Raw genomic sequence first — 23842 nt, 5'->3', positions numbered from 1 at the left:
GCCGGGGAGGCAATTATGAAGAAGCTGAACATATTGAATCGATTGATTGAATCCGGAGTGGTGGCGGTTGTCAGGGCCGACTCAAGTGAAGAGGCCGTGAAAATTTCAGAAGCCTGTGTAAAGGGAGGAATTGCCGGGATTGAAATCACCTTTACCATTGATGGAGCTGAAGCTGTCTTAAAGGAATTGTCAGGATATTTTGCAGATGACTCGAGTGTCGTTCTGGGGGCCGGAACTGTCCTGGATGCGGCGACAGCGAGGATTGCCATTCTCGCCGGCGCTGAATTTATCGTCAGCCCGGCCTTTGACAGAGAGACTGCTAAGCTGTGCAACCTTTATCAGGTGCCCTATATGCCCGGCTGCATGACGATTACAGAAATGAAGGCAGCGCTGGAATACGGGGCAGATATTATCAAGCTATTTCCTGGCAATGCCTTTGGACCGGACTTCATTAAATCGGTCAAGGCGCCGCTTCCGCAGGCTAATATCATGCCGACAGGTGGAGTCAGCCTGGAAAATGCCGGGGAATGGATCAGAACTGCTGTGTGGCAGTTGGGGTTGGCGGGAACCTGGCGGCGCCTGCCAAAACAGGAAACTATGAAAAAATTACCGAAATGTCTGCAGAATATATAAAAATTGTCAAAGAAGCAAGGAAAGAGGAACTGCAATGAAGAAGATTGTTACGTTGGGAGAAATTATGCTGCGATTTTCGACAGAAGAGGGCGTAAGGCTTTCCCAGGCAGCAGGCCTTACCGTCCACTATGGCGGTGCAGAAGCTAATGTCGCTGTATCCCTGGCCAACTTTGGCTATGAATCTTTTTTTGCAGGCAAGGTGCCTGACAACCCTTTAGGACAAGGGGCAGAAAGGCATTTAAAAGGAAATGGCGTCCGGACAGATTTCCTTTTAAAAGGCGGAGACCGCCTCGGCACCTACTATTTGGAATCAGGGACAGGGGAACGAAGCGCCCAGGTCACATACGACCGCAAGCATTCGAGCTTCTCGGAACTGGTGCCTGAAGAAGTAGATTTGGACGGCATGCTGCGCGATGCTTCACTTTTTCATGTAAGCGGAATCACACTGGCCCTTTCTCCTGAGCTCAGGGAGCTTGCACTCCTCGCTTTCAAGAAAGCTAAGGAATATGGGGCGCTGACAAGCCTTGACTTCAATTACCGCGGAAAGCTCTGGAGCCAGTCAGAAGCCGGGGAAGCCTTAAAGAAACTGCTTCCATATGCAGATATCTGTTCATGCGGGGAATTGGACAGCATCCATCTCTTGGGGATGGAGTCTGCAGATAGCTCTCTTTCACAAACGGAAAGGCTGCAAAACTATTATCGTAAACTGGCTGCTTCATATCCCGGCATCCGGTATATCTGCTCTACGTTCCGGAAAATCAAATCAGCCACAAGCAACACGCTTCAGGGGAATCTGTACACTGGAAGCCGGCTTTTTCAGTCTAAGGTCCACCATATAGAGCCTATCGTGGACAGGGTTGGCGGAGGGGATGCCTTTATGGCCGGGATTCTTGCTGGTGTGCTGGAGGGGTGGGATCCTCAAATGACGGCAGATTTTGCGACAGCGGCTTCAGCTCTTAAACACACAGTCCATGGAGACAGCAATTCATTTACAAAGGAAGAAGTGTTAGCTTTGGCGGGAAGTGAACCAGGAAAAATACTCCGCTGAAAATAATGATTGAAAAGGAGAATGCACAATGGAAACACGCTATGCGATTCATCCCGAGGACATGAAGAAGTATACGACCGATGATTTAAGAAGAGAGTTCCTGGTGGAAACACTGTTTGAATCAGGGCAGGTCCACTTGACATATACACATAATGACCGGATGATCTTTGGCGGTGTTACACCTGCTGAGAATGAACTGACAATCAAGCTGGACAAGGAATTGGGCGTCGATTATTTCCTGGAGCGGCGTGAGCTCGGCATCATCAATATTGGCGGGGACGGCACGGTCATCCTTGATGGCACAGAATATGATATGCAGGCCAGGGACGGATTATATGTTGGAAAAGGGACGAGGGAAGTACTTTTCCGTTCCAAAAATGCCGCACAGCCAGCCAAATTCTATATCAACTCCACACCTGCCCATCACCAGTATCCGACGGTCAAAATTGATATCAATGAAATCAAGCCGCTGGAAATGGGTGAGCCGGGCACCTTGAATGAGCGGAAAATCTATCAGTATGTCCATCCAAATGTCTGTGAGAGCTGCCAGCTGCAGATGGGCTTAACGATGCTGTCTGCGGGAAGCGTCTGGAATACGATGCCGTGCCATACCCATGAGCGGAGAATGGAGGTATATCTCTATTTCGATATGGAGGAAGATACCCGTGTGTTCCACTTCATGGGAAGGCCTGATGAAACAAGGCATCTTGTTATGAAGAACGAACAGGCTGCCATCTCCCCGAGCTGGTCCATCCATACCGGCACGGCAACAAGCAATTATACCTTCATCTGGGGAATGTGCGGAGAGAATATCACTTATACCGATATGGACCATGTCAAAATGGAAGAATTGCGATAAGAGACTGATAGAAACGGAGGATTTCGTATGACAGAGGCACCAAGTTCTTTTTCAATGGATATGTTCAGCCTTGCCGGCAAGACTGCAATCGTAACAGGCGGAAACAAAGGCCTTGGCCAGGCATATGCGGCAGCGCTTGCCAAGGCAGGGGCCGACCTGTTTGTCATTTCCAGAAGCGGCGATTGGCAGGAAACTGAAAAATTAATAGAAGAAACAGGGCAGAAGGCGGTATTCTTCCAGGCAGACCTTAGCGATCGAACAAAGATTAAAGAAGCAGTAGACGCCTGTCTGAATGAATACGGAAAAATTGATATCCTTGTCAATAATGCAGGTACGATCCGCCGTGCCCCGCTTCTTGAGTATAAAGAAGAAGACTGGGATGCTGTATTGGAAGTTAATTTGAATTCACTTTATCTGCTCAGCCAGGAGGCAGCAAAAGTAATGGCTGAACAGAAATCCGGGAAAATCATTAATATTGCGAGCATGCTGTCTTTCCAGGGAGGAAAATTCGTCCCTTCCTATACGGCAAGCAAGCATGCAGTGGCAGGTCTGACAAAGGCGTTTGCAAATGAGCTGGCAGAATCCAATATCCAGGTAAACGCGATTGCACCTGGCTATATTGCGACAGATAATACAGCTGCAATCAGGTCTGATGAAAAGAGGAATGCAGAAATTCTTTCACGGATTCCTGCAGGGAAATGGGGGCAGGCTGCCGACCTGATGGGGGCCGTTGTGTTCCTGGCAAGTGACGCTTCCAGCTATATGAACGGACATCTTTTAGCGGTGGATGGAGGCTGGCTCGTACGATAAGAGAATATATGAAAGAAGCCGTACAAGAGTGCGGCTTTCTTATTAGGAGGAGACTAAGATGAACCTTGGAATCAGAGCCCACGATATTGAAAAAGATTCATTGGAAGAGCTGGCAGAAGAAATTGGCCGCAAGGGGTTTTCATGTATTCAGCTTGCTCTGGGAAAATCCCTTCCTGCTCTTTATCCATCACCGGGAACCCTTTCGCCGGGTCTTTCCCGTTACATCGGAAAGACATTCGGAGATGCCGGCGTCCAAATTGCTGTACTTGGCTGTTATGTTAATCTCATTCACCCAGACCTGTCAGAGAGGCGAAAAGGACTGGAGAAATTTAAAGAGCATATCCGGTATGCAAGGGATTTTGGCTGCAGCATCGTCGGTACCGAGACTGGAAGTGTTCTTCCTGAAATGGGCTATAGTGAAAGAAATTTTGAGGAAAAGCCCTTTTTAGACGCAGTGGAAAGTGTTGCCGAGCTCGCCCTTGAAGCTGAAAGATTCGGTGTAATTGTCGGTGTAGAAGCAGGGGTGAATCATCCAGTCCACTCAGCTGATAGGCTCAAACGCCTCTTGGACCTTGTAGATTCAAATAATGTCCAGGTCATATTTGATCCCGCTAACCTCATTACGGTTGAAAACTATCATAGGCAGGATGAGCTGTTAGCAGAAGCTATTGAACTTCTTGGGGAAAAAATCGCCATTTTCCATGCAAAAGACTTCGTTGTCGAAGAGGACCAGGTGAAGATCGTTCCGGCAGGACAGGGCCTGTTAAACTATAGCCTGATCTCAAAGCTGCTTAAAGATCGAAAGCCGTATATCCAGGTTCTCATGGAAGGAACAAAAGAACCGGATATTGAAGGATGTGCTGACTATTTAAGAATGAAATTCAGCAGCAGAAGCATTGGAAAAGGACTCTTAAGGTAAAAATGGTCACTTCCTCCGGGGAGTGTTTTTCGTTCAGCCAAACTGCTTCCTTTCATTCCCAATTCCCCTAATTCTTTATAAAGAATCCATTTTATTGTAAAATAGTAGATAGTTCCTAGCTGCACCGGGAATACCTTTCATATTGAAGAATAAGATGATAAGCGAAAGCTGTTTTCAGGATAGAAGTTTGTGGTTTTTGGAAATAAAAAACAGGGTTGGGGGACTCATGACAAAAAGCAGAAGATGGATGGCAGCTTTGTTGATTGGCAGTTTGGCAGTTTTGGGCGGGTGTGCGGACCAGGCATCCAAGGAGGAGAACCTAAAGGAAAAAGTGAATGAACTCGAAAGCCAGCTTCAGAAGGAGAAAGAAAAGCAGGAACAGGAAAAACTGGCTGAAGAAGCAAAAGAACCGGTAGTGGTCCAGGTGATAGATCCGAACACGAAAGCAATCATTAAGACGTTTAAACCCGAGGAAATGGGCTATGAAAATGATCTGGAAAAGTATAAGCAGCAAATCAGCCAATGGGCGAAGGGCCTGGCAAGAGGGACAGATGCAAGTCCCGGCTATGACAAAAGGATGTTCCCTGACCGGATCGATGCGAACGGTGGGATTGTAAAAGGGAATCCAAGGACGATCCTCGAGGAAGCGGAGCTGACCGCAAAGGTGATTGAGGCTTCTGCTGAGGGGGGAAATGTTGAACTGCCGCTCATCGTTTCCGAAAGCGGCTATAAGCCGGAGGACGCTGCCCATTTAAGCGAAGTGGTGGTTGCCTCTTATACAACCAAGTTTAATAGTTCTGTAGCAGGAAGGACTAAGAATATCGAGTTGTCTGCCCAGGCAATTCAAAATGTGATTGTGGGCGTCGACGATTATTTCTCCTTTAACACAACAGTAGGGCCAAGCGATGAGGCACATGGCTATCAGCCGGCTCAGGAGGCTATCAATGGAAAGCTGGTCATGGGCATAGGCGGCGGAATCTGCCAGACTTCGTCAACCCTCTTCAATGCAGTCGATCAGGTGGGGGTAGACTATGTAGAGAAGCACCATCATTCTGTTACGGTCGGTTATGTGCCCGTCGGCAGGGATGCCACTGTTTCCTACGGCGGCAAGGATTTCCGATTTCAGAATAAAGCCGGGGCCCCGTTCCTGCTGAAAACTGTCATGGCAAACGGACAGCTGACCGTTGAGGTCCGGACCTCCAAGCAGTATGCAGATGTCATTAAGAAGAGAACTTGATTATTTCTATAAATTGGATGTTATCTCTTCCAAAAATCGGGTAATTATGTAGTAACAATTCACCGAAGAGAGGGATTCATCCATGAAAATCATTGAAAAACTCTGGGACAATATGATAAAAAGCGACTGGACTTACCTGATAGATGAAGAAGAACATATGAATACGCCAGAAGAAGACGAATGAGAAAGAGCTTCCCCTTTGGAGCTCTTTTTTTTTGGAAATCAAGTTGTTTGAATTCCTGTAAATAAAGGTGTACGATTCATTTAACCAAGAATTCTTACATAAAATAAGCCAATCTTGTCCGTTTCAAGATGAATAAGAAAAAGGAGGAATTCGTTCATGGCCAAGCAGGTAATCCTGAATGGGAACCGGATTGATGTATACAACTATAAAGAGGAAACACTGGCTGAAAAAGGGGAGCAGGCCATTCATCTCTCTTTTGCCTTCAAAGTGAGCCATCAGGAATATCATGATATCACTACCCTGTTATATGATCTGTATTTTGATGTATCGGTGCCTGAGGATGCATTGGAGTTTCGGGGAATGATCGATAAATATTATACCTCTTTAACGAATCTGTACGAGGAAGATGCTGTCGGGGAATTCCACCTGGAGCTGAAGGAAACAGACGGGGAAGAGGACTGAAAACAAAAAGCGGGAATCAGAGCGCTGCAGCCTGTTTCCCTTCTTCTTGCCTGATTATTGCGGAGTATTGTCCTGGTCGTATTTTAAATGCAATAGGATTTCATCTTCAAGAAGGGATAATGCCATCCTTACAGCCTTCAGCCGGCTTTTTGAGAACTCCTGGACGGTAATTTGCCGGATCTGTTCCCTGGCCATGGCAACATACCCTTCCTCTCCATCTTTCGTGTTCCCTGCAGGGTAAATGGATATTTCTATCTGCCTGTCCGGGTTATTGATGAATAAACCTCTCCATTCCATAGCATCACCTCTTATGTCTCTACGGTGCTGTTCCATTTTTACCCCCATTTCTCTAATTATAAGCCGTTTTGCTGAATAACAACCGAAAATTAATGAAAACGTTGAGATGATTTGTCCACACTTTTTCCGAAGAATTGAAATATATTGTTAGGGAAGATCTCCTCCGTATATTTCAGTATCTGCTGCTGCAGGTGCTGAGCTGCCGTTTTTATAGACGGGCACCATGAAAGCTGAATGCTTTTATGGTGTTTTTTTTGAAATCAAAAGAGCAGCATGTCTCCGGTATTCACTGATCATATCTAAAAAACAGCAAGCCTCCCCTTAGTCTTTATGCTTGTCTTTTTTCCTGTTTGCAGGTTTGCCGAGAAATGACTGCTTGTACATTTGATGTCCAAGCACAGCGACCCCTGCAGCAATAACGCCGTTCAGGATCCCGTTGATGGAGAAGCCAAAGGCAAACGCCCCAAAGCCGACTGACAGCAGCAAAAGAATCCAGATGATGGTCCAGTCAGGAACCCAGGGTGTGTGCTTCAAAGCCAATCCAATGACCCATAGCGCCGGCACAAGCATGATATATTTCTGGTTCAGAAATTGAAGCAAGTCCAAAATAGCCACCTCCTTCATGGTATGCGAATGCCGGTAAGATATGCTGCTAATGGTACATCCTATGCCTGCTGTGATTTTTTGCCTGTTTTATTGCCGTATGCCGTAAGCATCAATAATGAGTGAATCTATAAAAATATTCGGAATATATTGACTATAAGAAGGCGCTTTCATTATGATGTAATTGATACCAGGTGATAAAAGGAGGTTATAGAATTGAATTCGATTTGGCTGGCTGTTATCGGCATGCTTGTTTTTGCGGCAGGCTACAGGTATTACTCAAAATGGGTGGCAGAAAAGATTTACAGACTTGATCCCAACTATGTCACTCCTGCTCATCAATACCAGGATGGGGTTGACTTTGTGCCCACCAATAAATTTGTCCTTTGGGGCCATCATTTTACATCAGTTGCAGGGGCTGCCCCGATTGTGGGACCAGCTATTGCAGTATATTGGGGGTGGCTGCCTGCCTTTTTGTGGGTCATTCTCGGGACTGTTTTTGCAGCAGGAATCCACGATTTCGGCACACTCGTACTCTCTGTCCGGAATAAAGGGCAGTCAATTGGAACCATCACAAGCAAATTAATAGGCAAAAGAGCAAAAATGATGTTCTTATTCATTATCTTAATTTTAGTCCTTATGGTGAATGCTGTATTTGCCTGGGTTATTTCAAACCTTTTCATCCAGTTTCCTGCGAGCGTCCTGCCAGTGTTCATCGAAATACCCCTCGCCATCTGGATCGGGTATGCCGTATACAAGCGGAAAAAAGAAATGCTTATTCCCTCCATCATTGCCCTCGTTGTCATGTACGGAACCGCCGTACTTGCGAGCATGGTGCCTGCCCTGCAGATCGATTTGCCGAAATACTTTGGCGGAGCGGAAGCTGAGGTCCTTTTTGGCCTTGACGGCGTTGCCATGTCATTTTTTATCTGGATCGTCATTTTAATGGTGTATTGCTATATCGCTTCAATTCTCCCGGTATGGAAGCTGCTGCAGCCTCGGGACTATATCAACTCCCATCAGCTTGTCGTCGGCCTTGTCATCATGTATGCGGGACTTGTATTCCTGCAGCCGAAGGTGACAGCACCTGCTGTTAATGCGAGCGCTGCGGACCCTTCCTGGCTGCCGCTATTATTCATCACGATTGCCTGCGGTGCGATTTCAGGCTTTCACGGGCTAGTTTCCTCCGGTACTTCTTCCAAGCAGCTTGATAAAGAAACTGATGCCAGGTTTGTAGGCTACCTTGGGGCAGTAGGGGAAGGGGCACTTGCCTTAATCTCCATCATCGCTGTCATTACCTTATTCGCCTCACAGGGTGACTTCACGGCTGCTTACAGCAGCTTTGCCGCTGCAAGCTCAGGAGGGCTCGGGTCATTCATCAATGGAGCGGCCCAGCTGGCAACCGGCGTCTGGATACCTGCTGATATTGCAAAGACGATTGTTTCTGTCATTGTCGTCAGTTTTGCTGCGACAACGCTTGATACATCAGTCCGGCTGATGCGCTATATCATTGCGGAAATAGGCGAAGAATACAATTTCAAGCCGCTCACAAAAGCCCATGTCGCCACATCGGCAGCTGTTGTTGCAAGTGCAGCGCTGGTGCTGCTTCCTAAGGGTCCGAATGGATTTGGTTCAGGCGGGTATCTGCTATGGCCGCTCTTCGGAACAAGCAATCAGCTTCTGGCAGGAGTCAGCCTTTTGCTGATCAGCATCTGGCTGAAGCGCCAGGGCAGGAATTTCCTCGTTACTTTCATACCGATGGTTTTTGTATTCATTATGACTCTGTGGGCGATGATCAAGCAGGTTGTATTTGACTGGTCAGGATTAGGTACAGCAGACGCCAATATGCTTCTGTTTATTTTGGGAGGGCTGATACTTGTGTTTGTTTTCTGGATCATCCTGGAAGCATTTGCAGCTTTCAGGAGGGATGCCCCGCCAGCAGACACAACCCATCATTTCTAAAGCCTGGCCGGCATTGCCGGCCATTGCTTTTTCTGACTGAGAGGAGGCGAAAGTGATGGACTTGCTGTCACAGCTGAAAAAGGCTGCTGCTTTTTATGATGAGGTGCTGAGGCTCCCGCATCGGGCCGAAATTGTGAGGGAGCTCAGGGATGAAGAGGATTTATTCATTCTTTTATGCTTCTCGGAAATGGCAGGGCTGCCCAATCCAGCTTTTTATTACACGCTGGAGCTTTATCCGCATATCATCGAGAAATTCCATGAGTGGCATCTCCGGATGGGGATGGAAAAGTCTCCGCTTGACGGAATCCGCTGCTGCTGAAAAGGAGGCTATGAAACTGATACTGGATAAAAAGGTTTATTTTGTCGGAGGAAAAGGGGGAGTAGGGAAAAGCACCTGTTCTGCGGCGCTTGCCCTGCTGCTTTCAGAAAAAGGAAAAAAAGTTCTGCTCGTTTCAACGGATCCTGCCCATAATACTGGGGACCTGTTCCATCTTAAGCCTGGTCAGGGTATCATGAATGTCAGCCGGAACCTCGATATTCTTGAAATTAATTCTGAGAGAGAAGCTAAAAGATATATTGAAGAGGTAAAAGGCAATCTCAAAGGCTTGGTCAAAGCGTCTATGGCTGAAGAGGTATACCGCCAGATCGATTTGGCCGCATCTTCTCCAGGCGCCGATGAAGCGGCCGTATTCGACCGGATCACTTCCCTGCTGCTTGATGAAATGGCCGCCTACGATACCATTGTGTTTGATACTGCCCCGACAGGACATACAATCCGGCTGCTGACACTTCCTGAGCTGATGAGTGCCTGGATAGACGGGCTGCTTCAAAGAAGAAAGAAAAATAACGATAACTTCGCCCAATGGATGAATGACGGGGAACCAGTTGAGGATCCCATATACGAAAAGCTTCTCATCCGCAAAAATAAGTTTGCCAAAGTGCGGGAAATCCTCTTGGACAGCCAGTCTGCAGCCTGCCTGTTCGTCCTGAATGCCGAGCGTCTCCCGATCCTCGAAACAGAAAAAGCGGTTAGGGTCCTGGCTGGCCATGGACTTCATACGGAGGCAGTCATAGTCAATAAAGTGATACCGGAAGAAGCAGACGGCCGTTTCATGAAGATGAGAAGAGAAAATGAAAATCAGCATCTTAATGAGATCAGCAAGGTGTTCTCTGCTATGAAGAATATCCATATTCCCCTGTTTCATCATGATATATCAGAGCCTGCTCATCTAGGCGTGTTTGCCAGGCATTTAAGCTCCGAACTGGTGAAAAGCATAGAATAACAGGAGTGGTTCAAGAGCCACTGGATTTTTTGTAAGCAAGCCTATATGATAGCAATGAAAGGGCTTTGACCTTGATTGGAAAGGGGAGGATTGACCATGAACACACCGATAGGACGCTTTCGCATCATGGGGTTTCTTGAGGGAGGCTCGCTGCTGGTCCTGCTGTTTATCGCGATGCCTTTGAAGTATTTTGCCGGATTTCCGGAAGCGGTTACTGTAGTAGGTTCCCTGCATGGATTTTTGTTTGTTACATACCTGTTCATCATCGCCTATGTGACCTTTAAGGTCCGCTGGTCCTTTATATGGGTCGCAAGTGCATTGGCTGTAGCTTTTATCCCATTCGGCAATTTCGTTTTGGATTCAAGGCTGAGAAAATCGAGATTTGCCTGAAAAGCCGGTTTCCCGGCTTTTTTTGTTTTGAAATTTTTAAATTGTAAGTCCTATGGATAATGATCAGTGCTTGATCAACCTACAGCAGCTTCAATACATTGAAGTAATAGTTATATTTATTAAAGGGGGCTGCTGATTTGCGTTCCAGGCACTTCGCTTTCCGCGGGGCGGCGCTGAGCCTCCTCGTCGTACCTCCTGCGGGGTCTCAGCTCTGCCGCTGCAATCCCGCAGGAGTCTGCGTGCCTTCCACTCCAATCATCAGGGCTTCTAGAATTCGATAGCGATCTCACATATCTTATATTTTTTTAGACTCGCAGACAAATTCATTTTCTTCGACGGCTTCCCCGGCCATTACGCCTGCCTCTATCTGTATTCCGACCATTTTATTATTTTAAGCGTCTGAAACACTATTTCACACGCCCCATAAGATAGACTTCATTTTTAAAAAATTTCATCACCCATGTCCTTTTCGCCGGCAAATCTATATATAGAAGGTGAAAGGAGGTGATGCACGATGGCACAAACAGTTGCAACAGCTACCAGCCTTCGAATCTACTTCGAAACAGGAATGAACGAAAAAGGCGATCCGATTTACAAGTCCAAGACATTGTCCAATGTAAAAAACTCAGCTACCGCTGACCAGCTTCACCAGGCAGCCCAGGCGTTCGGATCTCTAAGCGAACATCCTGTCAACTCTGTTCAAAGAAACGACAGCTTTGATGTAATCGCCTAATAAAAATGAATCGGGAAAGGAGGTGAGATGATGGCTAAAACACTGGAAATCCAATTTCTCACTGAAAACGGCAAAACCGCATCCCTGACAGTAGATTCACCAAAAGAACCAATCGATACGGCCGCCGTGAAGCAGGCAATGGAAGAGCTGATCGCAGCTGACATTTTTGCAGGGCCTAGCGGAAAGCTGGTTTCTGTCAAAGGAGCCAGAGTAATTGACCGCAATGTAACTGACTATGAACTAGTGTAATAGAAGCAGGGCCGGTGCCGTCATGGGCCGGCCTCTTTCTTTATTAGAACTCTTTGAAGAAGAGACCAAAAGCCTTAGGAGGAGGAACAGTATGGACCAATTAATTCCATTAATCAGCGATGTAGGATTCCCGATTGTTGTCACTTTGTATCTGCTTCACCGGATTGAGGCGAAGCTGGATTCAGTGGTGCAATCCATACAGAATCTGCCCGGCAGTTTAAAGGAAAAAGCCAGGCATGACAGTGCTTCCGGCCTATAATGAAACAGGTGCCAATCCTTGACAGTAAATTGGAATAATGCTACATTTAAATCAGCCGTTCTGCACCGTGATAGATTTGCAAAGCTGCTTGTTCCAGAGGTTAATACTTGCTTGGAGAAGTTTAGATTCGTAAAAGCTATATGCGCTGTAAATGGTGAATTTACACATGGCTGAAGCTGGCCATTAGGAGGATTTTTCTTATGAAAAACGGTAAAGTAAAATGGTTTAATGCAGAAAAAGGTTTTGGTTTCATCGAAGCTGAAGACGGAAACGATGTATTCGTTCACTATTCTGCTATCCAATCAGAAGGTTTTAAATCCCTGGAAGAAGGCCAAGAAGTTTCTTTCGAAGTTGTTGAAGGAGCTCGCGGACCTCAAGCGGCTAACGTTACTAAACTATAATTAGAAATACCATATATCGCAGTTCAGCCTCCGCGGCTGGACTGTTTTTTTATTTAAAAAGCAGGGGCTTCAAGCGGCGCGGCCTTCATCCATATTGGCAAATGCCCTGCAGATCAGAAGGATATCTTTATAAATAGCCTTTTTGACCGGCTTTACATTGCAGCGGCAGTATTCATTCAATAACTCTTTCAATTCATTTAAAAAAATCATTTGTTCTGTCATTTTTTCTCTGCCCCCATTTTAGTCTTATATTACTACTACTATATACCCATCATGAGCCATTTGAAACCTGCCTAAGTAAATTCAGTCTTTTCTGGAAAAATTTCCTCGGTGAGAAAGTGCGTTTTCTGTTAAAATAAGAGAACAAACATTCTGGATGAAAGATTCCTATTTTTTCAGAAACCATCACTATCCTCTTTTTGATATAATGATAGGATTCTGAAATAGAAGCAATAAGGTTAAAAGAGGGGGAGAATCATGAAGTTTATCCATACGGCAGACTGGCATCTGGGCAAGCTTGTCCATGGTGTGTATATGACAGATGATCAGCGGGAGGTGCTGCAGCAGTTTGTCAAACTGGTGGAGGAAGAAAAGCCGGACGCCATTGTTATAGCAGGCGACCTTTATGACCGTTCTGTCCCGCCGACAGATGCTGTACGCCTGCTGGACGAAACCCTGTTTAAGCTTAATATTGATCTTAAAACGCCGATTGTGGCGATTTCCGGGAACCATGACAGTGCTGAACGACTGTCTTTCGGCAGCTCGTGGTATCAGCACAGCCAGTTTTATCTGAACGGCAATATTGAAGCCAGCTTTCGTCCTGTACATATAAATGGCGTTAACTTCTACCTGGTCCCTTATGCAGAACCCGGTACTGTCAGGCAGCTATTGGGAGACGATTCCATCCACTCCCATCAGGATGCCATGAAGAGCCTTATCGGAAAAATGGAAGAAACAATCAATCCTAATGAACCGAATGTGCTTGTCGGCCATGCCTTCGTGCTGGGAGGACAGACCAGCGATTCTGAAAGGACTTTATCTGTCGGCGGTTCCGGCTGCGTCACTGCGGATCTTTTTGCGCCTTTCTCCTATACGGCGCTCGGCCATCTTCACAGCCCGGACGCCATCAAGCATGATACAGTCAGGTATGCCGGCTCACTGCTGAAGTACTCTTTTTCTGAAGCCAAGCAGAAAAAGTCAGTTTCCATCATTGAGATGAATGATAATGGCTCTTTTGACATCCGCGAACACTCTCTTGCTCCCAAGCAGGATATGCGCGAGGTGGAAGGCTATCTGGAGGAGCTTCTCGATCCATCGTTTGCGGAAGGGCAGAATCATTTGGATTATCTGAAAATCACCCTGCTGGATGACGGCAGCCTCATTGATCCGATGGGCAAACTGCGGCAGTTATATCCGAACGTCCTCCATCTGGACAGAAAAATCGAACAGACCGACCTGAAAAGGAAAATAGCCTTCCAGGCTGTGAAAGAAGAGAAAAAATCCGAACTGGATCTTTTTGAGCAATTTTATAAAGAAATGACAGAAGCTGAATTCACAGAGGATAAAAAGTCAGCGATTGCGGATATCATCCAGTCTGTGCTGAAGGAGGAGGGATTGAAATGAAGCCTTTGAAGCTGGCAATGCAGGCATTCGGGCCTTATGCAGGGACCGAAGAGATTGATTTCTCCTCACTCGGCAGCAAAACCATGTTTGTGATTTCAGGAAAGACCGGCGCGGGCAAAACCACTATTTTTGATGGCATCAGCTATGCCATCTATGGAAAAGCAAGCGGGGAAGACAGGAACGGTCCTGAGCTTAGAAGCCAATTCGCTGAGAATAATCTGCTGACAGAGGTATCGCTTCAATTCTCGCTGCGCGACCGGACCTACTATATCACACGTTCTCCACAGCAGGAAAAAAAGAAGGAGCGGGGCGAAGGCTTCACGTCAATCGGCGCCAGGGCCGAGCTTTATATGTATGATGAAAAAAATGAGAAAGTGCTGCTCGCTGCCAATGTCAGGGATGTGGATGAGAAGATAAAAGAGATCATGCTCATCGACAGCAGCCAATTCCGGCAGATTCTGATGATTCCACAGGGGGAATTCCGCAAGCTGCTCACATCAGACAGCAAAGAAAAAGAGGTTATCCTCCAAAGGCTGTTCCATACGGAGATCTATAAAAAAATCGAAGAAAAGCTGAGGACTGAAGCGACAGAGCTGAAGAAGAGTGTCGAAAAGCAGGCTGACAGGAGAAACCAACTTCTGCATGGAATCCATGCCTCCTATCAGGAAGACCTGATCGTAGCTCTGGAAGAAGATACGCTGAACGACAGCAGAATCCTCCGGCTGCTCGAAAAAGAGATCGAGCTTTTAAACGGGGAAATGGATAAGCTTGTCCATGAGGGCCGTAAGAAGCAGGAGGAAAGGGATTCTCTCCAGCAGAAAATCTATGAGGCAGAAGCAGTCCTGAAGCAGCTGGCTCAAAAAGAGGAGCTCAAGGCGAAAAAAGAAGAGCTGGAAAGCCGGAAGGAATGGTCAGAAGCAAAAGAGCAGGAAATCATCCTCGCTCAAAAGGCGGCAATACTTGAGCAGCAGGAAGAGCTGTGCCATAAGCTGAAAAGTGATTTGGACTCTTGCAAAGCTGAATTTGAACGGCTCGAGAAAAGTACGGAGGCATTATATCAGCTTCTCCAGCAAAAAGAAGCCGCATATCAGCATGAAAAGAACAGGGAAGCTGAAAGAAACGAGTCAGCGGAAGCAGTCTCAAGGCTGCAGGTGATGAAAGAAGATGTCCTCGCCCTGTCCAAAACTAAATCAGAGGCTGAAATACTAAAAAAGAGGCTCGATTCCACGAGACAAACAATAGAGAATCTTGAAGCAGGCCAGAAGCAGTGGGAGGAAACATTAAAAAGGCTCAATGCTGAGAAAAAAGAGGCCGATGGAAGCCTCCTGCAATCCGTGGAAATGGAGAGGAAGCTTGAAGGCTCCCAATCTCTTCTTGAAAATATCAATAAATATGAGAGTCAGGAACAGAAGCTGGCTGATTCTCTTGAAAAATTGGAACAGCAAAAACAGCTGCTGGAAAAGCAGCAGGCCCGCGCTGAAGATGCCAGGCAGCTCGTGGCAGAGCTTGAGCAGAAATGGCTGCATGGCCAGGCGGCCATACTTGCCGGCAAGCTTCAGGATGGAGAAGCATGCCCTGTATGCGGATCCATGGAGCATCCATTGCCTGCCGTATCCGGCGGCCCGGATTTTCCCGATGAAAAGGATATTGAGGCAGCAAAGAAGCAGCAGCTCTCTTGCGAGGAGGACCGCTCGAAGGCAGAGTCACGCTATTATGAAATCCAGTCGGCAGCCACCAGCCTGAAAGAGTCGATTGCTGAACTTGCTGCCAGAGTGGCAGAACAAAAACCGGGGCTTTCAGAGGATAGCATCACGTCCTATAAACAGGAGCTCCTCTCGGAAAGAAGCAGGATGGAAAGTGAGCTTGCAGGGTTCCGCAGGAAAGCGGCTCAGGCTGACAGGCTTGAGCAGGAAATCAAAAGAGCTGAAAGTGAGAAAAGCAGGCAAGCTGATGAGCTTCGCCAGGCCGCAGCGGACAATCAGGAAGCAGGCATTCTTTTTGCGGAGAAAAATACAGTGCTTTCCAGAATGATGGAAACTGTTCCTGAAAACCTCCGCTCCCGGCAGGCATATGAGGAAGAGCTGCAGGCGGCCAAACAGCATCAGCAAAAACTTACTAAGAGGCTGGAAGAGGCACAGGCTGCCTATACCGATACAAGGGAAAAGCATTCTAATGAGAAGACTCGCCTTGAGGTTGCGGAAAACCAGCTGAAGCAGACCGGCGATAAGCTTTCCGCCGAGCGGGAGCTGTTCCGGGACAGGATGGTCGGGCAGGGCTTTACTGTATACCAGGACTATCATCATGCCAAAAGGAATGAAAGGGAGCTTGAGGGCCTGCAGGCAGAGCTCAGAAGCTATCGGGAAGAACTCCGCTCCGCTGCCGACAGGTACCATGAGCTTACAGAATTACTGAAGGATGTTAAGGAGCCTGATATCCAGGCCCTGAAGGAGCAATTCGGGGAAGTGGACAAGCTGCTGGCTGCACTGCAGGAGCAGTATACCGGCCTGCTCGTGAAAAAGCGGGAAAACGGGGAAATCCACAAAAAGGTCACAGAAATCAACGAAGACATCAAACAGCTTGAGGAGCAGTATCACCTCCTTGGCCATCTGTTTGAGATTTCCAAGGGACAGAATACATTCAGGATTACATTTGAGCGCTATGTGCTTGCAGCTTTCCTTGATGATATCCTGCGGGAAGCAAATGTCAGGCTGGGCAAGATGACGAGCGGCAGATACCGGCTTCTAAGGAAGACGGACCGTTCCAAAGGAAATGTTCAAAGCGGACTTGAACTGCTCATTTTTGACCAGTACACAGGCCAGGAGCGCCATGTAAAGACACTGTCTGGCGGGGAGAGCTTTAAGGCGGCATTGTCGCTTGCGTTGGGTCTGGCAGAAGTTGTCCAGCAATATGCTGGCGGTGTCTCGCTTGAAACGATGTTCATCGACGAAGGGTTCGGTACTCTTGATCCTGAATCACTTGACCAGGCCATAGAAGCCCTGATCGACATCCAGAGCACAGGAAGGCTTGTGGGCATCATCTCCCATGTGCCTGAACTGAAGGAGCGCATCGATGTCAGGCTTGAAGTCACCGCAACCCAGCAGGGAAGCAGGACTGAATTCCACTTTTTAAACGGATAAAATGAACGGGGCAGGAATTGGATTCCTGCCCTGTTTGGTTTGCGTTGGGATGTTTGATGATTGGAGCAGGAAGGGCAAGGGTGTTGTTTTATATAGAAAAGTGTAATTGATGAACGAGTGTAAGGGGAAAGAGCAGAGCCATGTATAGAATAGAGAGTAATCGATGCATGAGAGCAATGGAGAGAGCCGACACATGCATAGAATAGAGGGTAATCGATGCATGTGTACATTAGACCGGGCAGAGTCATGTATAGAATAAAGAGTAATCAATGCATGATACCCGTGAGAAAAGCTGCGTCATGCATAGAAAAGAGAGTAATCGATGCATGAGACTCACGAGAAAAGCTCCATCATGCATAGAATAGAGCACAATCAATGCATGAGTCCTCTGAAAAGAGCCAAGCCACGCATAGAATAAAACAAAATCAATGCACCAATACCGTAAGGAAATCCAAATCATGCATAGAAAGAATCCAAATCAAAGCAAGATCCACGTTCAAATCCCCACATGTATTGAAAAAGCCAAATTCCATCAATTCCAACCAAATAATCCTCCCCACATCAAAAAAAACATCCTGCAGCACACCGCAGGATGTTTTTCCCATTCTACTTGCTCTCAGCCGGCACTTTCTTAAATCCAAGATAAAGCATCGGCACGATGATGACAGTAAGGATAACTGAGAACAGTATCCCTGAAATGATCGTTATGGCCAGCGGTGTAAAGAGGGCATCTCCGCTGACTGCGACTGGTATCAGCGCCACGATGGATGTTAAAGCAGTCAGAAGGATCGGCCTCAGTCTCACACGGCCGGCTTCCACTACAGCATCCTTAATGGCCATTCCTTCACGCAGGCCCTGTTCCATAAATTCGATCAGGACGACAGAGTTGCGGACAACGATTCCCGTCAGTGAAACCATTCCCATGACAGCGAGGAAAGAAATCGGCGTCTGTGTAACGAACAGGCCGAGGATGCTGCCGGCAATTGCCAGGTAAACGGCTGTCAGAACCAGGAACGGAAGGCCCAGTGAATTGAATTGGAAGGCGATCAGCAGATACACCAGGAAGATGACAATGATGAACAGAACGGTGATTTCGGCAAAGAAGTCATTTTGCGCCTGGTTCTCTCCGCCTAATTGGATGCTGTAATCATTGCTGTCCAATGCTTCCCGCTCTTCCTCTACGATTTTCTGGACATTCTCCTTGAAGCCTTCCTCCTCTTTAGGGAAGGCCCTTATGGTAATCGCCCGGTCTCCATCCTGGTGGGGGATGCGCTGAATTTCTTCAGTCCTTTCCTCAGCCACAAGCTCTGAGACAGGAACAAGTTCCGGCGGCCCGGCCTGTGTGCTGCCGGCAGCCGGAATCTCGAGTTCTTCAAGGTTCAGGGGTTCTTCAGGGTCCCCAAGAATGATATTCATATCGCGCTTAGATACACCATTATCAAATGCCTGCAGCGGAATGCCTTCAGTTGCAAGGCTGATCTGTTCGCTGATCTGGTTGATGGTAATGCCGTATTCTTCTAATTTGGCACGGTCAGGGACATATTTTACAGCCGGCTCTGGAGTTCCGATATTGTCGACTACAAAGTCTGCCCCAGCGTCTTCTATTTTCCCGGACAGTGTATCCCTGAGCTCAAGGAGCCTTTCTATTTCAGGCCCCTTTACCGTGACTGTGACAGGGGCGCCTGCAGGAGGGCCCTGCTGGATGGTTTCCATGAATATTTCAGCATCTGGATATTTTTCCCTCAGAACAGATGACCAGTCGTCAATAAGCCCCTGGGCAGTCTGGTTCTTGCGGTCAACCCTTGCGACGATCTGCCCCGTATTCTCTCCGGTTGCCTGCAGGGAGCTGTTGAAAAGGTTAGGCAGGCCGGTTCCGGCAAATACGCTTGTTTCCTTGACGCCAGGGTCAGTCAGCAGCATTTCTTCAATGTCCCTAAGCTGCCCGGCTGTGTCCTCGAGGGTCACACCGATTGGGAGTGTAACGTCAATGGTCACCTCTTCACGGTCGGCGGCTGGGAAGAACTCAAAGGGAGTCAGTACAGCGAGCCCAAAGATCGCCGTTGTAAAAATTAAGCCAAGAAAACCGACAAGCTTCGGCCTTTTGGAAAATGGCTTAAGGATTTTGTCTGCATAAATATCTGCCATTAGATTGAGCGGCCTCCCGAGCAGCCCGGGAGCGTCAGAAACTTTTTTGCTCGTTTTCCGGTAAAGCATAAAGCGCATCATTGGCACGAATATCAATGCGACGAGTGTTGATGCCAAAATGGTCGTTATTAAAACGGTCGGCAAAGCTCGTATGAAAGCCCCGTTCCCCCCGGAAAGAAAGACGAGTGGAAGGAAGGTGAAAACAATCGCCAGCGATGATGTGACGATGGAAACCCAAATCTCCTTTGTGCCATTGATTGCGCCAAGCATCGCCCCTTCACCCATTTTATAGCGCCTTTGGATATTATCATTGACGACGATACTGTCATCAACAAGGATACCTAGCGCGATGATCGCCCCGATGACGGAAATCTGGTTCAAGTCGACATCGGCGAACGGAAGGGGGATCAGCCCCATCAATACGGAAATCGGGACAGCGAGTGCAACGACGAATGCCCCTGAGGCGGTCAGTCCAAGAGCCGTAGTCAGGATGACTGCCGCAACTGATATGGCAAGAGACAAATAGAGGCCGTCAAAAATATCGGATACCTGATCTGCCTGTGAATAATATGGCTGAAGTTCAATATCGTCAGGCAGTCCTTTTCCCAAATCTTCGACCAGGCTGCTGACTGATTCGTCAACGGAGGGGATATCCTGTCCTGCTTCGACAAAGGCAGTAAAAGATATAGAAGGCTTTCCATCAATAGTGACAATATCCTCCGTTTCCTGCTGCACGACTTCAGCTTTTCCGATGTCGCCAAGCAAAACGGATTCACCCTGCGGCGATTTGCCGACAAATAATTTTTCCATATCCTCAACAGAGCTGTAATGCTCTAATGTAAGCTGCACGATTTCCTGATCCATTTCCTGCTTTCCTAATGGTGCAGGATAGAATTCATCATTGATGCTGCTGATTACATCCGGCAGAATAATGCCTTTCTCCTTCAGCAGCTCGGGATCCAGCTCAATAGAAATTTTCTCGTCAGGCAGGCCTTTGATTACAGCGCCCGAAATCCCAGGTACAGATTCAACCTCTTCTTTCCAGCGTGAAAGTTCGTCCTGAAGAGCAAAAAGGCTTTCACTGTCGCTGCCCGTCAAATGGTAAGATACAATTGGCATCTTGACATTTGCTTCACTGACTTCCGGTTCAAAGGCTTCTTCCGGGAAAGAAGCTGTAAGGTCAGAGATAGCCTGGCGCACATTGCCGAACACTTCTTTTTTGTCTTCTCCGTCGGCAACCGTTACGATAATAGAAGAAAAGCCTGCGCTTGAGGATGAGTTTAGTTCCTCGATTCCCTCAATGGACTGCAGCTTTGTTTCTATCGGGTTGGTAATATTTCTTTCCACACTATCGACCGTTGCTCCAGGATAGACGGTGCTGACCGTTCCGATATTGATGGAAGTCTCGGGAATTTCCCTTTGCGGAAGCTGAAGAAAAGTGAAGACGCCAACGATAATAAATAATAAGAACAAAATGATAAAGATTTTGGATCTCTTTAGTATCCATTCAAGCATAATGCATTCCTCCTGAGGTTTGACTGGTCGGTCAAATTTTGTTTAATGTAAAATGAAATCTAATATTATCAAGGGGAAAACTCTTGACTACATGGTCATTTTTGCATGACTCCATTTAAATAGTCAAGAATGAATGTGTTTATAGAATGTGCTGGCATAAAGATATGAGGTGTGATGATGAACAAACGCGAAGCGATTTTAGAAACAGCTGTTGAACTTTTTGCTGAAAAAGGGTACAGCCAGACATCCATGCAGGAAATTGCGGACGGTGTAGGGATTGCAAAAGGATCACTGTATTCTTTTTTTTCATCAAAGGAAGATCTGATTATTTCCATTTATGAGCATTACCAGCAGCTCGTCTTTGAAAGAGTCCTTGTCATCGGACTGGATGGGGACTTGGAGCCTAAGCATAAGCTGGAGAAGCAGTTCAGTGCCCAGTTTGAAGGGATTCTGGAATATAAGGCTTACATGAAGATGCAGATGAGGGGAGAGACGGCTGTTAACAGCGAAAAGATTGCAGGGATGGAGCACAGGATGAGGGGAAGATTGTTTTCCTGGCTTCAAAAAAGCCTGCTGGAGCTGTATGGGGAAAGAATCAGGACTTATCAATGGGATCTGCTGTTCATGATTCAATCAATCTATCGGACATATATGATGCTGATGGTGTCTGACCAGGCAAAGATCGAACCGGATGAGATCGGCGTCCATTTAGTCCGGCAGCTTGATGCGGTGGCGAATGATTTTCTTGAAAAGGGCGGATATCCGGTTCTTACGGATGAAATGATGAAGCATTTTGTCGTTCATATGGATAAGGAAGGCGCTTTTGTATCATTTGAAAAAAGGGAACAGGCATGGAAGGATCTTTATCAAAAGCTGAACAGTCTGGAACCGCAGAAATCTTCATGGTTAAAAGAGATCGCAAACCGGATTTCCGAAGAAACCAAAAAATCCAATCCTGAACAAATCATCCTGGAAGGGCTGTTTGCTTTGCTGAAGGGTGAGGAAGATATCCGGAAGGAAGCCAAGGAACTGGAAAGGGAAATCCTGAATGACTGACTGTGGAAGTGAATACAGGCAGTCAACACTGTTCTGCCATACAGTGCCTTTTCATGGTAAAATGGTGGCAGAAGATTCAAATAACAGGGAGTTGGAAAGATGAAGAAAGCAGCACTTTCGTGGAGCGGAGGCAAGGACGGCTGCATGGCTCTTGATCTAATGGTCAAGAAAGGGATAAAGGTTGAGTGCCTTCTGACAACAGTCCCTAAAGAGCTGGGAAGGACTTTTGGACATGGTGAGAAGCAGGAGCTTATATCCCTTCAGGGGGAAGCTCTCGGGATTCCGGTCCGCTTCATAGAATGCACGTTTGACGGATATACGGATTCCTTTGTCGCGGCTTTAAAAGAGGCAAAAAAGGAATACGGACTTGATGCGATTGCGTTTGGGGATCTTTATTTAGATGAGCACAGAGATTGGGGCGAAAAGGCGGCGGCAGCGGCAGGCCTGGAAGCATCCTATCCCTTATGGATGAAAAAAGAGGAAGCGCCATCAGCCCTGGAAGCATTCACGGATTCTGGATACAAGGCTAAAGTGATCAGGGTAAGAGATGAGATTCTTGCTACTGAGTGGCTTGGCCGCGAAGTGGATGCATCCTTTGCCAGGGATATTAAAGATACAGCCAGCTGTCCGATGGGTGAAGCAGGGGAATATCATACTTTTGTCTATGACGGCCCTCTATTCCGTAAAAAAGTCAGCTTTGACACTGGAGAAATTATTCAGCTGGAGACAACCAAGCGGCTTGAGCTTGAAAACTTCGCTTTAAAAGAAAAAGCTTAATACATAAGTAAGGAGGATCCCCCTGTGGCAGAGCTATTCGGGCAAAATTCGGATCTCTATCCTTTTGCGGCTTTTTCGGCAGGCCATTGGACCATGCTGTTTGTGTTTGCGGCAGGCTCTTTTGCTTTATACTATTACCGGCAGTTTTTCGCAGCAAATGAATTAGCGGTCAGATGGACGTTCTTTTCAGGCTTATTCATCCTGGAGTCGCTTTATCACTATTGGCTGTATCGTGCAGGAATATGGGATGTTTCCTTCACACTGCCGCTTCAGCTGTGCTCCATCAGCCTGATTCTTTGCATGATCCTTCTCGCATCAGGATCAAGACTCGTTTTTAACATTGTTTATTTTATCGGGATAGCAGGTGCCTTAATGGCGGTGCTGACGCCAGAATTATTTTTTGGCTATCCGCATTTTCGTTATTTCCAATTTTTCATCACTCATATACTGATCATATGGACCTGCCTTTTCTATGTATTTGCAAAGGGCTTTGCACCAGATCATAAAGGGATGTGGCTGAGTTTCCTGTTCCTTAATTTATCTGCAGGCATTGCATACCTGGCCAATAAATGGACCGGGGGAAATTATATGTTTCTTGCCTATAAGCCTTCCAATGGCTCGCTGATTGATTTTCTGGGGCCTTATCCATTTTATATCCTGTCCCTTGAAGGGATTGCACTTTTCTTATTTTATGTGCTGCTTGCTCCGTTTGGTTTTCGGAAGAGAAAGTAAAAGAAAAGCCCTGCCTCTGGCAGGGTTTTAATTTTGGCTCTTTTGGTAAGAGCGTTGTTAAGGAAGAGAGGAAGGAATGATTTTGCAAAAAGTCTTAACCTTATTTGAGTGAGTGACCAGCAGGCCATTAAATAAGCGGAGAATTTTCGGTTAAGCTGTTGAAAATGGCACTAGTGGGTGTAAATAAAGGGAGAATTTCCGCTTAAACGAAACGCAGTAGCCCATTTTCCAGTTTTTTGGGTTGATAGCCGGAATTTCTCCGTCTATTTGAGCTATTTTTAGAGGTTTTTCGAAATTAGGGGAAATTTCTCCGTTTATTTTTACCCTGTCCCGGACTTCCTCTTCTTGTCCGGGAAGGTCCGTTCTTTTATGTCAGTACGGGGGAATGACCCATCAACTAGCTTAATGAACAAACGGGAGTTATTTCGTAATAAGAAATACAGTCATTCCATCATAGAAGTGGCTGCTTTTTACACCTCATGCAGGAAGGGTATGGGAGTTGAATGTTAGCAAGCACGAGCAGCATCC

The 23842-nt window shown here is 46.9% G+C and carries 25 protein-coding genes; 20 read left to right on the top strand and 5 right to left on the bottom strand.

What is annotated here, in order from left to right; all coding sequences use genetic code 11:
- Positions 1–15 precede the first annotated feature (15 nt).
- The 7 genes from Q9R36_RS01750 to Q9R36_RS01720 all read left to right on the top strand — a co-directional run bounded on the left by Q9R36_RS01750 (position 16) and on the right by Q9R36_RS01720 (position 6152).
- Positions 16–633 carry a bifunctional 2-keto-4-hydroxyglutarate aldolase/2-keto-3-deoxy-6-phosphogluconate aldolase gene (locus Q9R36_RS01750; RefSeq protein ID WP_311224442.1) on the top strand — a complete coding sequence of 206 codons (618 nt, stop codon included), beginning with the start codon at positions 16–18 and terminating at the stop codon, positions 631–633.
- 34 nt (positions 634–667) lie between these two features.
- On the top strand, positions 668–1681 hold the full coding sequence (locus tag Q9R36_RS01745) for a PfkB family carbohydrate kinase (protein ID WP_311224441.1): 1014 nt from the start codon (positions 668–670) through the stop codon (positions 1679–1681).
- Between the two features lie 28 nt (positions 1682–1709).
- On the top strand, positions 1710–2540 hold the full coding sequence (gene kduI, locus Q9R36_RS01740; RefSeq protein WP_311224440.1) for a 5-dehydro-4-deoxy-D-glucuronate isomerase: 831 nt from the start codon (positions 1710–1712) through the stop codon (positions 2538–2540).
- A 27-nt stretch (positions 2541–2567) separates the two neighbouring features.
- Positions 2568–3350 carry a 2-dehydro-3-deoxy-D-gluconate 5-dehydrogenase KduD gene (kduD, locus tag Q9R36_RS01735; RefSeq protein ID WP_311224439.1) on the top strand — a complete coding sequence of 261 codons (783 nt, stop codon included), beginning with the start codon at positions 2568–2570 and terminating at the stop codon, positions 3348–3350.
- A 58-nt stretch (positions 3351–3408) separates the two neighbouring features.
- Positions 3409–4269: a sugar phosphate isomerase/epimerase family protein gene (locus tag Q9R36_RS01730; protein ID WP_009791044.1), complete on the top strand. Its 861-nt coding sequence runs from the start codon at positions 3409–3411 to the stop codon at positions 4267–4269.
- 226 nt (positions 4270–4495) lie between these two features.
- Positions 4496–5506 carry a VanW family protein gene (locus Q9R36_RS01725; protein ID WP_311224438.1) on the top strand — a complete coding sequence of 337 codons (1011 nt, stop codon included), beginning with the start codon at positions 4496–4498 and terminating at the stop codon, positions 5504–5506.
- 340 nt (positions 5507–5846) lie between these two features.
- Positions 5847–6152 carry a DUF3219 family protein gene (locus Q9R36_RS01720; RefSeq protein ID WP_311224437.1) on the top strand — a complete coding sequence of 102 codons (306 nt, stop codon included), beginning with the start codon at positions 5847–5849 and terminating at the stop codon, positions 6150–6152.
- 54 nt (positions 6153–6206) lie between these two features.
- On the opposite strand, the gene Q9R36_RS01715 is transcribed toward Q9R36_RS01720, so the two are convergent.
- Both Q9R36_RS01715 and Q9R36_RS01710 read right to left on the bottom strand, forming a co-directional pair.
- Positions 6207–6449 carry a hypothetical protein gene (locus Q9R36_RS01715; protein ID WP_094767328.1) on the bottom strand — a complete coding sequence of 81 codons (243 nt, stop codon included), beginning with the start codon at positions 6447–6449 and terminating at the stop codon, positions 6207–6209.
- 321 nt (positions 6450–6770) lie between these two features.
- On the bottom strand, positions 6771–7064 hold the full coding sequence (locus Q9R36_RS01710; RefSeq protein ID WP_371931605.1) for a phage holin family protein: 294 nt from the start codon (positions 7062–7064) through the stop codon (positions 6771–6773).
- Between the two features lie 204 nt (positions 7065–7268).
- On the opposite strand from Q9R36_RS01710, the gene Q9R36_RS01705 reads away from it, so the two are divergent.
- The 8 genes from Q9R36_RS01705 (at position 7269) to Q9R36_RS01670 (ending at position 12329) form a co-directional block, all read left to right on the top strand.
- Entirely contained in the window at positions 7269–9014 is a 1746-nt protein-coding gene (locus Q9R36_RS01705) for a carbon starvation CstA family protein (RefSeq protein WP_009791052.1), read from the top strand.
- 55 nt (positions 9015–9069) lie between these two features.
- Positions 9070–9333: a cory-CC-star protein gene (locus tag Q9R36_RS01700; protein WP_009791053.1), complete on the top strand. Its 264-nt coding sequence runs from the start codon at positions 9070–9072 to the stop codon at positions 9331–9333.
- 10 nt (positions 9334–9343) lie between these two features.
- Positions 9344–10297, top strand: a complete 954-nt coding sequence (locus tag Q9R36_RS01695) for an ArsA family ATPase (RefSeq protein ID WP_311224436.1) — start codon at positions 9344–9346, stop codon at positions 10295–10297.
- 96 nt (positions 10298–10393) lie between these two features.
- Complete coding sequence (locus tag Q9R36_RS01690; protein WP_022543779.1) at positions 10394–10687, top strand: DUF3817 domain-containing protein; 294 nt, start codon at positions 10394–10396, stop codon at positions 10685–10687.
- A 514-nt stretch (positions 10688–11201) separates the two neighbouring features.
- Positions 11202–11420, top strand: coding sequence for a DUF1659 domain-containing protein (locus tag Q9R36_RS01685; RefSeq protein ID WP_094767325.1), 219 nt, complete (start codon positions 11202–11204; stop codon positions 11418–11420).
- Positions 11421–11450: 30 nt separating this feature from the next.
- Complete coding sequence (locus Q9R36_RS01680) at positions 11451–11669, top strand: DUF2922 domain-containing protein (RefSeq protein ID WP_022543780.1); 219 nt, start codon at positions 11451–11453, stop codon at positions 11667–11669.
- A gap of 91 nt (positions 11670–11760) precedes the next feature.
- Positions 11761–11928: a YvrJ family protein gene (locus Q9R36_RS01675; RefSeq protein ID WP_022543781.1), complete on the top strand. Its 168-nt coding sequence runs from the start codon at positions 11761–11763 to the stop codon at positions 11926–11928.
- 200 nt (positions 11929–12128) lie between these two features.
- Entirely contained in the window at positions 12129–12329 is a 201-nt protein-coding gene (locus Q9R36_RS01670) for a cold-shock protein (RefSeq protein WP_009791059.1), read from the top strand.
- Between the two features lie 69 nt (positions 12330–12398).
- Here Q9R36_RS01670 and Q9R36_RS01665 read toward each other — a convergent pair whose 3' ends face one another.
- The gene (locus Q9R36_RS01665; RefSeq protein WP_009791060.1) at positions 12399–12551 is read right to left on the bottom strand and encodes a hypothetical protein; all 153 of its coding nucleotides are present in this window, start codon (positions 12549–12551) and stop codon (positions 12399–12401) included.
- A 255-nt stretch (positions 12552–12806) separates the two neighbouring features.
- Here Q9R36_RS01665 and Q9R36_RS01660 point away from each other — a divergent pair, with 255 nt between their 5' ends.
- The gene (locus Q9R36_RS01660; protein ID WP_311224435.1) at positions 12807–13952 is read left to right on the top strand and encodes an exonuclease SbcCD subunit D; all 1146 of its coding nucleotides are present in this window, start codon (positions 12807–12809) and stop codon (positions 13950–13952) included.
- A complete protein-coding gene (locus Q9R36_RS01655; protein WP_311224434.1) occupies positions 13949–17089 on the top strand; it encodes an SMC family ATPase in 3141 nt (1046 codons plus the stop codon). Before Q9R36_RS01660 ends, Q9R36_RS01655 begins: the two co-directional genes overlap by 4 nt.
- Positions 17090–17514: 425 nt before the next feature.
- Here the strand turns inward: Q9R36_RS01655 and Q9R36_RS01650 are convergent, their stop codons facing one another.
- Together Q9R36_RS01650 and Q9R36_RS01645 are read right to left on the bottom strand one after the other, a co-directional pair.
- Positions 17515–17694, bottom strand: coding sequence for a hypothetical protein (locus Q9R36_RS01650; RefSeq protein ID WP_311224433.1), 180 nt, complete (start codon positions 17692–17694; stop codon positions 17515–17517).
- Position 17695: 1 nt separating this feature from the next.
- Positions 17696–20749, bottom strand: coding sequence for an efflux RND transporter permease subunit (locus Q9R36_RS01645; RefSeq protein ID WP_311224432.1), 3054 nt, complete (start codon positions 20747–20749; stop codon positions 17696–17698).
- 174 nt (positions 20750–20923) lie between these two features.
- Between Q9R36_RS01645 and Q9R36_RS01640 the strand changes: the two genes are divergently transcribed.
- The 3 genes from Q9R36_RS01640 to Q9R36_RS01630 all read left to right on the top strand — a co-directional run bounded on the left by Q9R36_RS01640 (position 20924) and on the right by Q9R36_RS01630 (position 23314).
- Positions 20924–21805 carry a TetR/AcrR family transcriptional regulator gene (locus Q9R36_RS01640; RefSeq protein ID WP_101547599.1) on the top strand — a complete coding sequence of 294 codons (882 nt, stop codon included), beginning with the start codon at positions 20924–20926 and terminating at the stop codon, positions 21803–21805.
- A gap of 99 nt (positions 21806–21904) precedes the next feature.
- The gene (locus Q9R36_RS01635) at positions 21905–22582 is read left to right on the top strand and encodes a Dph6-related ATP pyrophosphatase (RefSeq protein WP_248139256.1); all 678 of its coding nucleotides are present in this window, start codon (positions 21905–21907) and stop codon (positions 22580–22582) included.
- A 24-nt stretch (positions 22583–22606) separates the two neighbouring features.
- Positions 22607–23314, top strand: coding sequence for a YwaF family protein (locus tag Q9R36_RS01630; protein ID WP_311224431.1), 708 nt, complete (start codon positions 22607–22609; stop codon positions 23312–23314).
- Positions 23315–23842 lie beyond the last annotated feature (528 nt).

It is taken from the genome of Bacillus sp. AG4(2022), assembly GCF_031844465.1.
Lineage (GTDB): Bacteria > Bacillota > Bacilli > Bacillales > Cytobacillaceae > Bacillus_AB > Bacillus_AB infantis.
The sequence above is the reverse complement of the archived record's forward strand: the minus strand, read 5'-3'. Positions and strand labels throughout refer to the sequence as shown.

Coding starts and splice junctions, on each gene's coding strand:
- Q9R36_RS01750 (WP_311224442.1), top strand. CDS start 16: ATGAAGAAGCTGAACATATTGAATCGATTGATTGAATCCGGAGTGGTG.
- Q9R36_RS01745 (WP_311224441.1), top strand. CDS start 668: ATGAAGAAGATTGTTACGTTGGGAGAAATTATGCTGCGATTTTCGACA.
- kduI (WP_311224440.1), top strand. CDS start 1,710: ATGGAAACACGCTATGCGATTCATCCCGAGGACATGAAGAAGTATACG.
- kduD (WP_311224439.1), top strand. CDS start 2,568: ATGACAGAGGCACCAAGTTCTTTTTCAATGGATATGTTCAGCCTTGCC.
- Q9R36_RS01730 (WP_009791044.1), top strand. CDS start 3,409: ATGAACCTTGGAATCAGAGCCCACGATATTGAAAAAGATTCATTGGAA.
- Q9R36_RS01725 (WP_311224438.1), top strand. CDS start 4,496: ATGACAAAAAGCAGAAGATGGATGGCAGCTTTGTTGATTGGCAGTTTG.
- Q9R36_RS01720 (WP_311224437.1), top strand. CDS start 5,847: ATGGCCAAGCAGGTAATCCTGAATGGGAACCGGATTGATGTATACAAC.
- Q9R36_RS01715 (WP_094767328.1), bottom strand. CDS start 6,449: ATGGAATGGAGAGGTTTATTCATCAATAACCCGGACAGGCAGATAGAA.
- Q9R36_RS01700 (WP_009791053.1), top strand. CDS start 9,070: ATGGACTTGCTGTCACAGCTGAAAAAGGCTGCTGCTTTTTATGATGAG.
- Q9R36_RS01695 (WP_311224436.1), top strand. CDS start 9,344: ATGAAACTGATACTGGATAAAAAGGTTTATTTTGTCGGAGGAAAAGGG.
- Q9R36_RS01690 (WP_022543779.1), top strand. CDS start 10,394: ATGAACACACCGATAGGACGCTTTCGCATCATGGGGTTTCTTGAGGGA.
- Q9R36_RS01685 (WP_094767325.1), top strand. CDS start 11,202: ATGGCACAAACAGTTGCAACAGCTACCAGCCTTCGAATCTACTTCGAA.
- Q9R36_RS01680 (WP_022543780.1), top strand. CDS start 11,451: ATGGCTAAAACACTGGAAATCCAATTTCTCACTGAAAACGGCAAAACC.
- Q9R36_RS01675 (WP_022543781.1), top strand. CDS start 11,761: ATGGACCAATTAATTCCATTAATCAGCGATGTAGGATTCCCGATTGTT.
- Q9R36_RS01670 (WP_009791059.1), top strand. CDS start 12,129: ATGAAAAACGGTAAAGTAAAATGGTTTAATGCAGAAAAAGGTTTTGGT.
- Q9R36_RS01665 (WP_009791060.1), bottom strand. CDS start 12,551: ATGACAGAACAAATGATTTTTTTAAATGAATTGAAAGAGTTATTGAAT.
- Q9R36_RS01660 (WP_311224435.1), top strand. CDS start 12,807: ATGAAGTTTATCCATACGGCAGACTGGCATCTGGGCAAGCTTGTCCAT.
- Q9R36_RS01655 (WP_311224434.1), top strand. CDS start 13,949: ATGAAGCCTTTGAAGCTGGCAATGCAGGCATTCGGGCCTTATGCAGGG.
- Q9R36_RS01650 (WP_311224433.1), bottom strand. CDS start 17,694: ATGGGAAAAACATCCTGCGGTGTGCTGCAGGATGTTTTTTTTGATGTG.
- Q9R36_RS01645 (WP_311224432.1), bottom strand. CDS start 20,749: ATGCTTGAATGGATACTAAAGAGATCCAAAATCTTTATCATTTTGTTC.
- Q9R36_RS01640 (WP_101547599.1), top strand. CDS start 20,924: ATGATGAACAAACGCGAAGCGATTTTAGAAACAGCTGTTGAACTTTTT.
- Q9R36_RS01635 (WP_248139256.1), top strand. CDS start 21,905: ATGAAGAAAGCAGCACTTTCGTGGAGCGGAGGCAAGGACGGCTGCATG.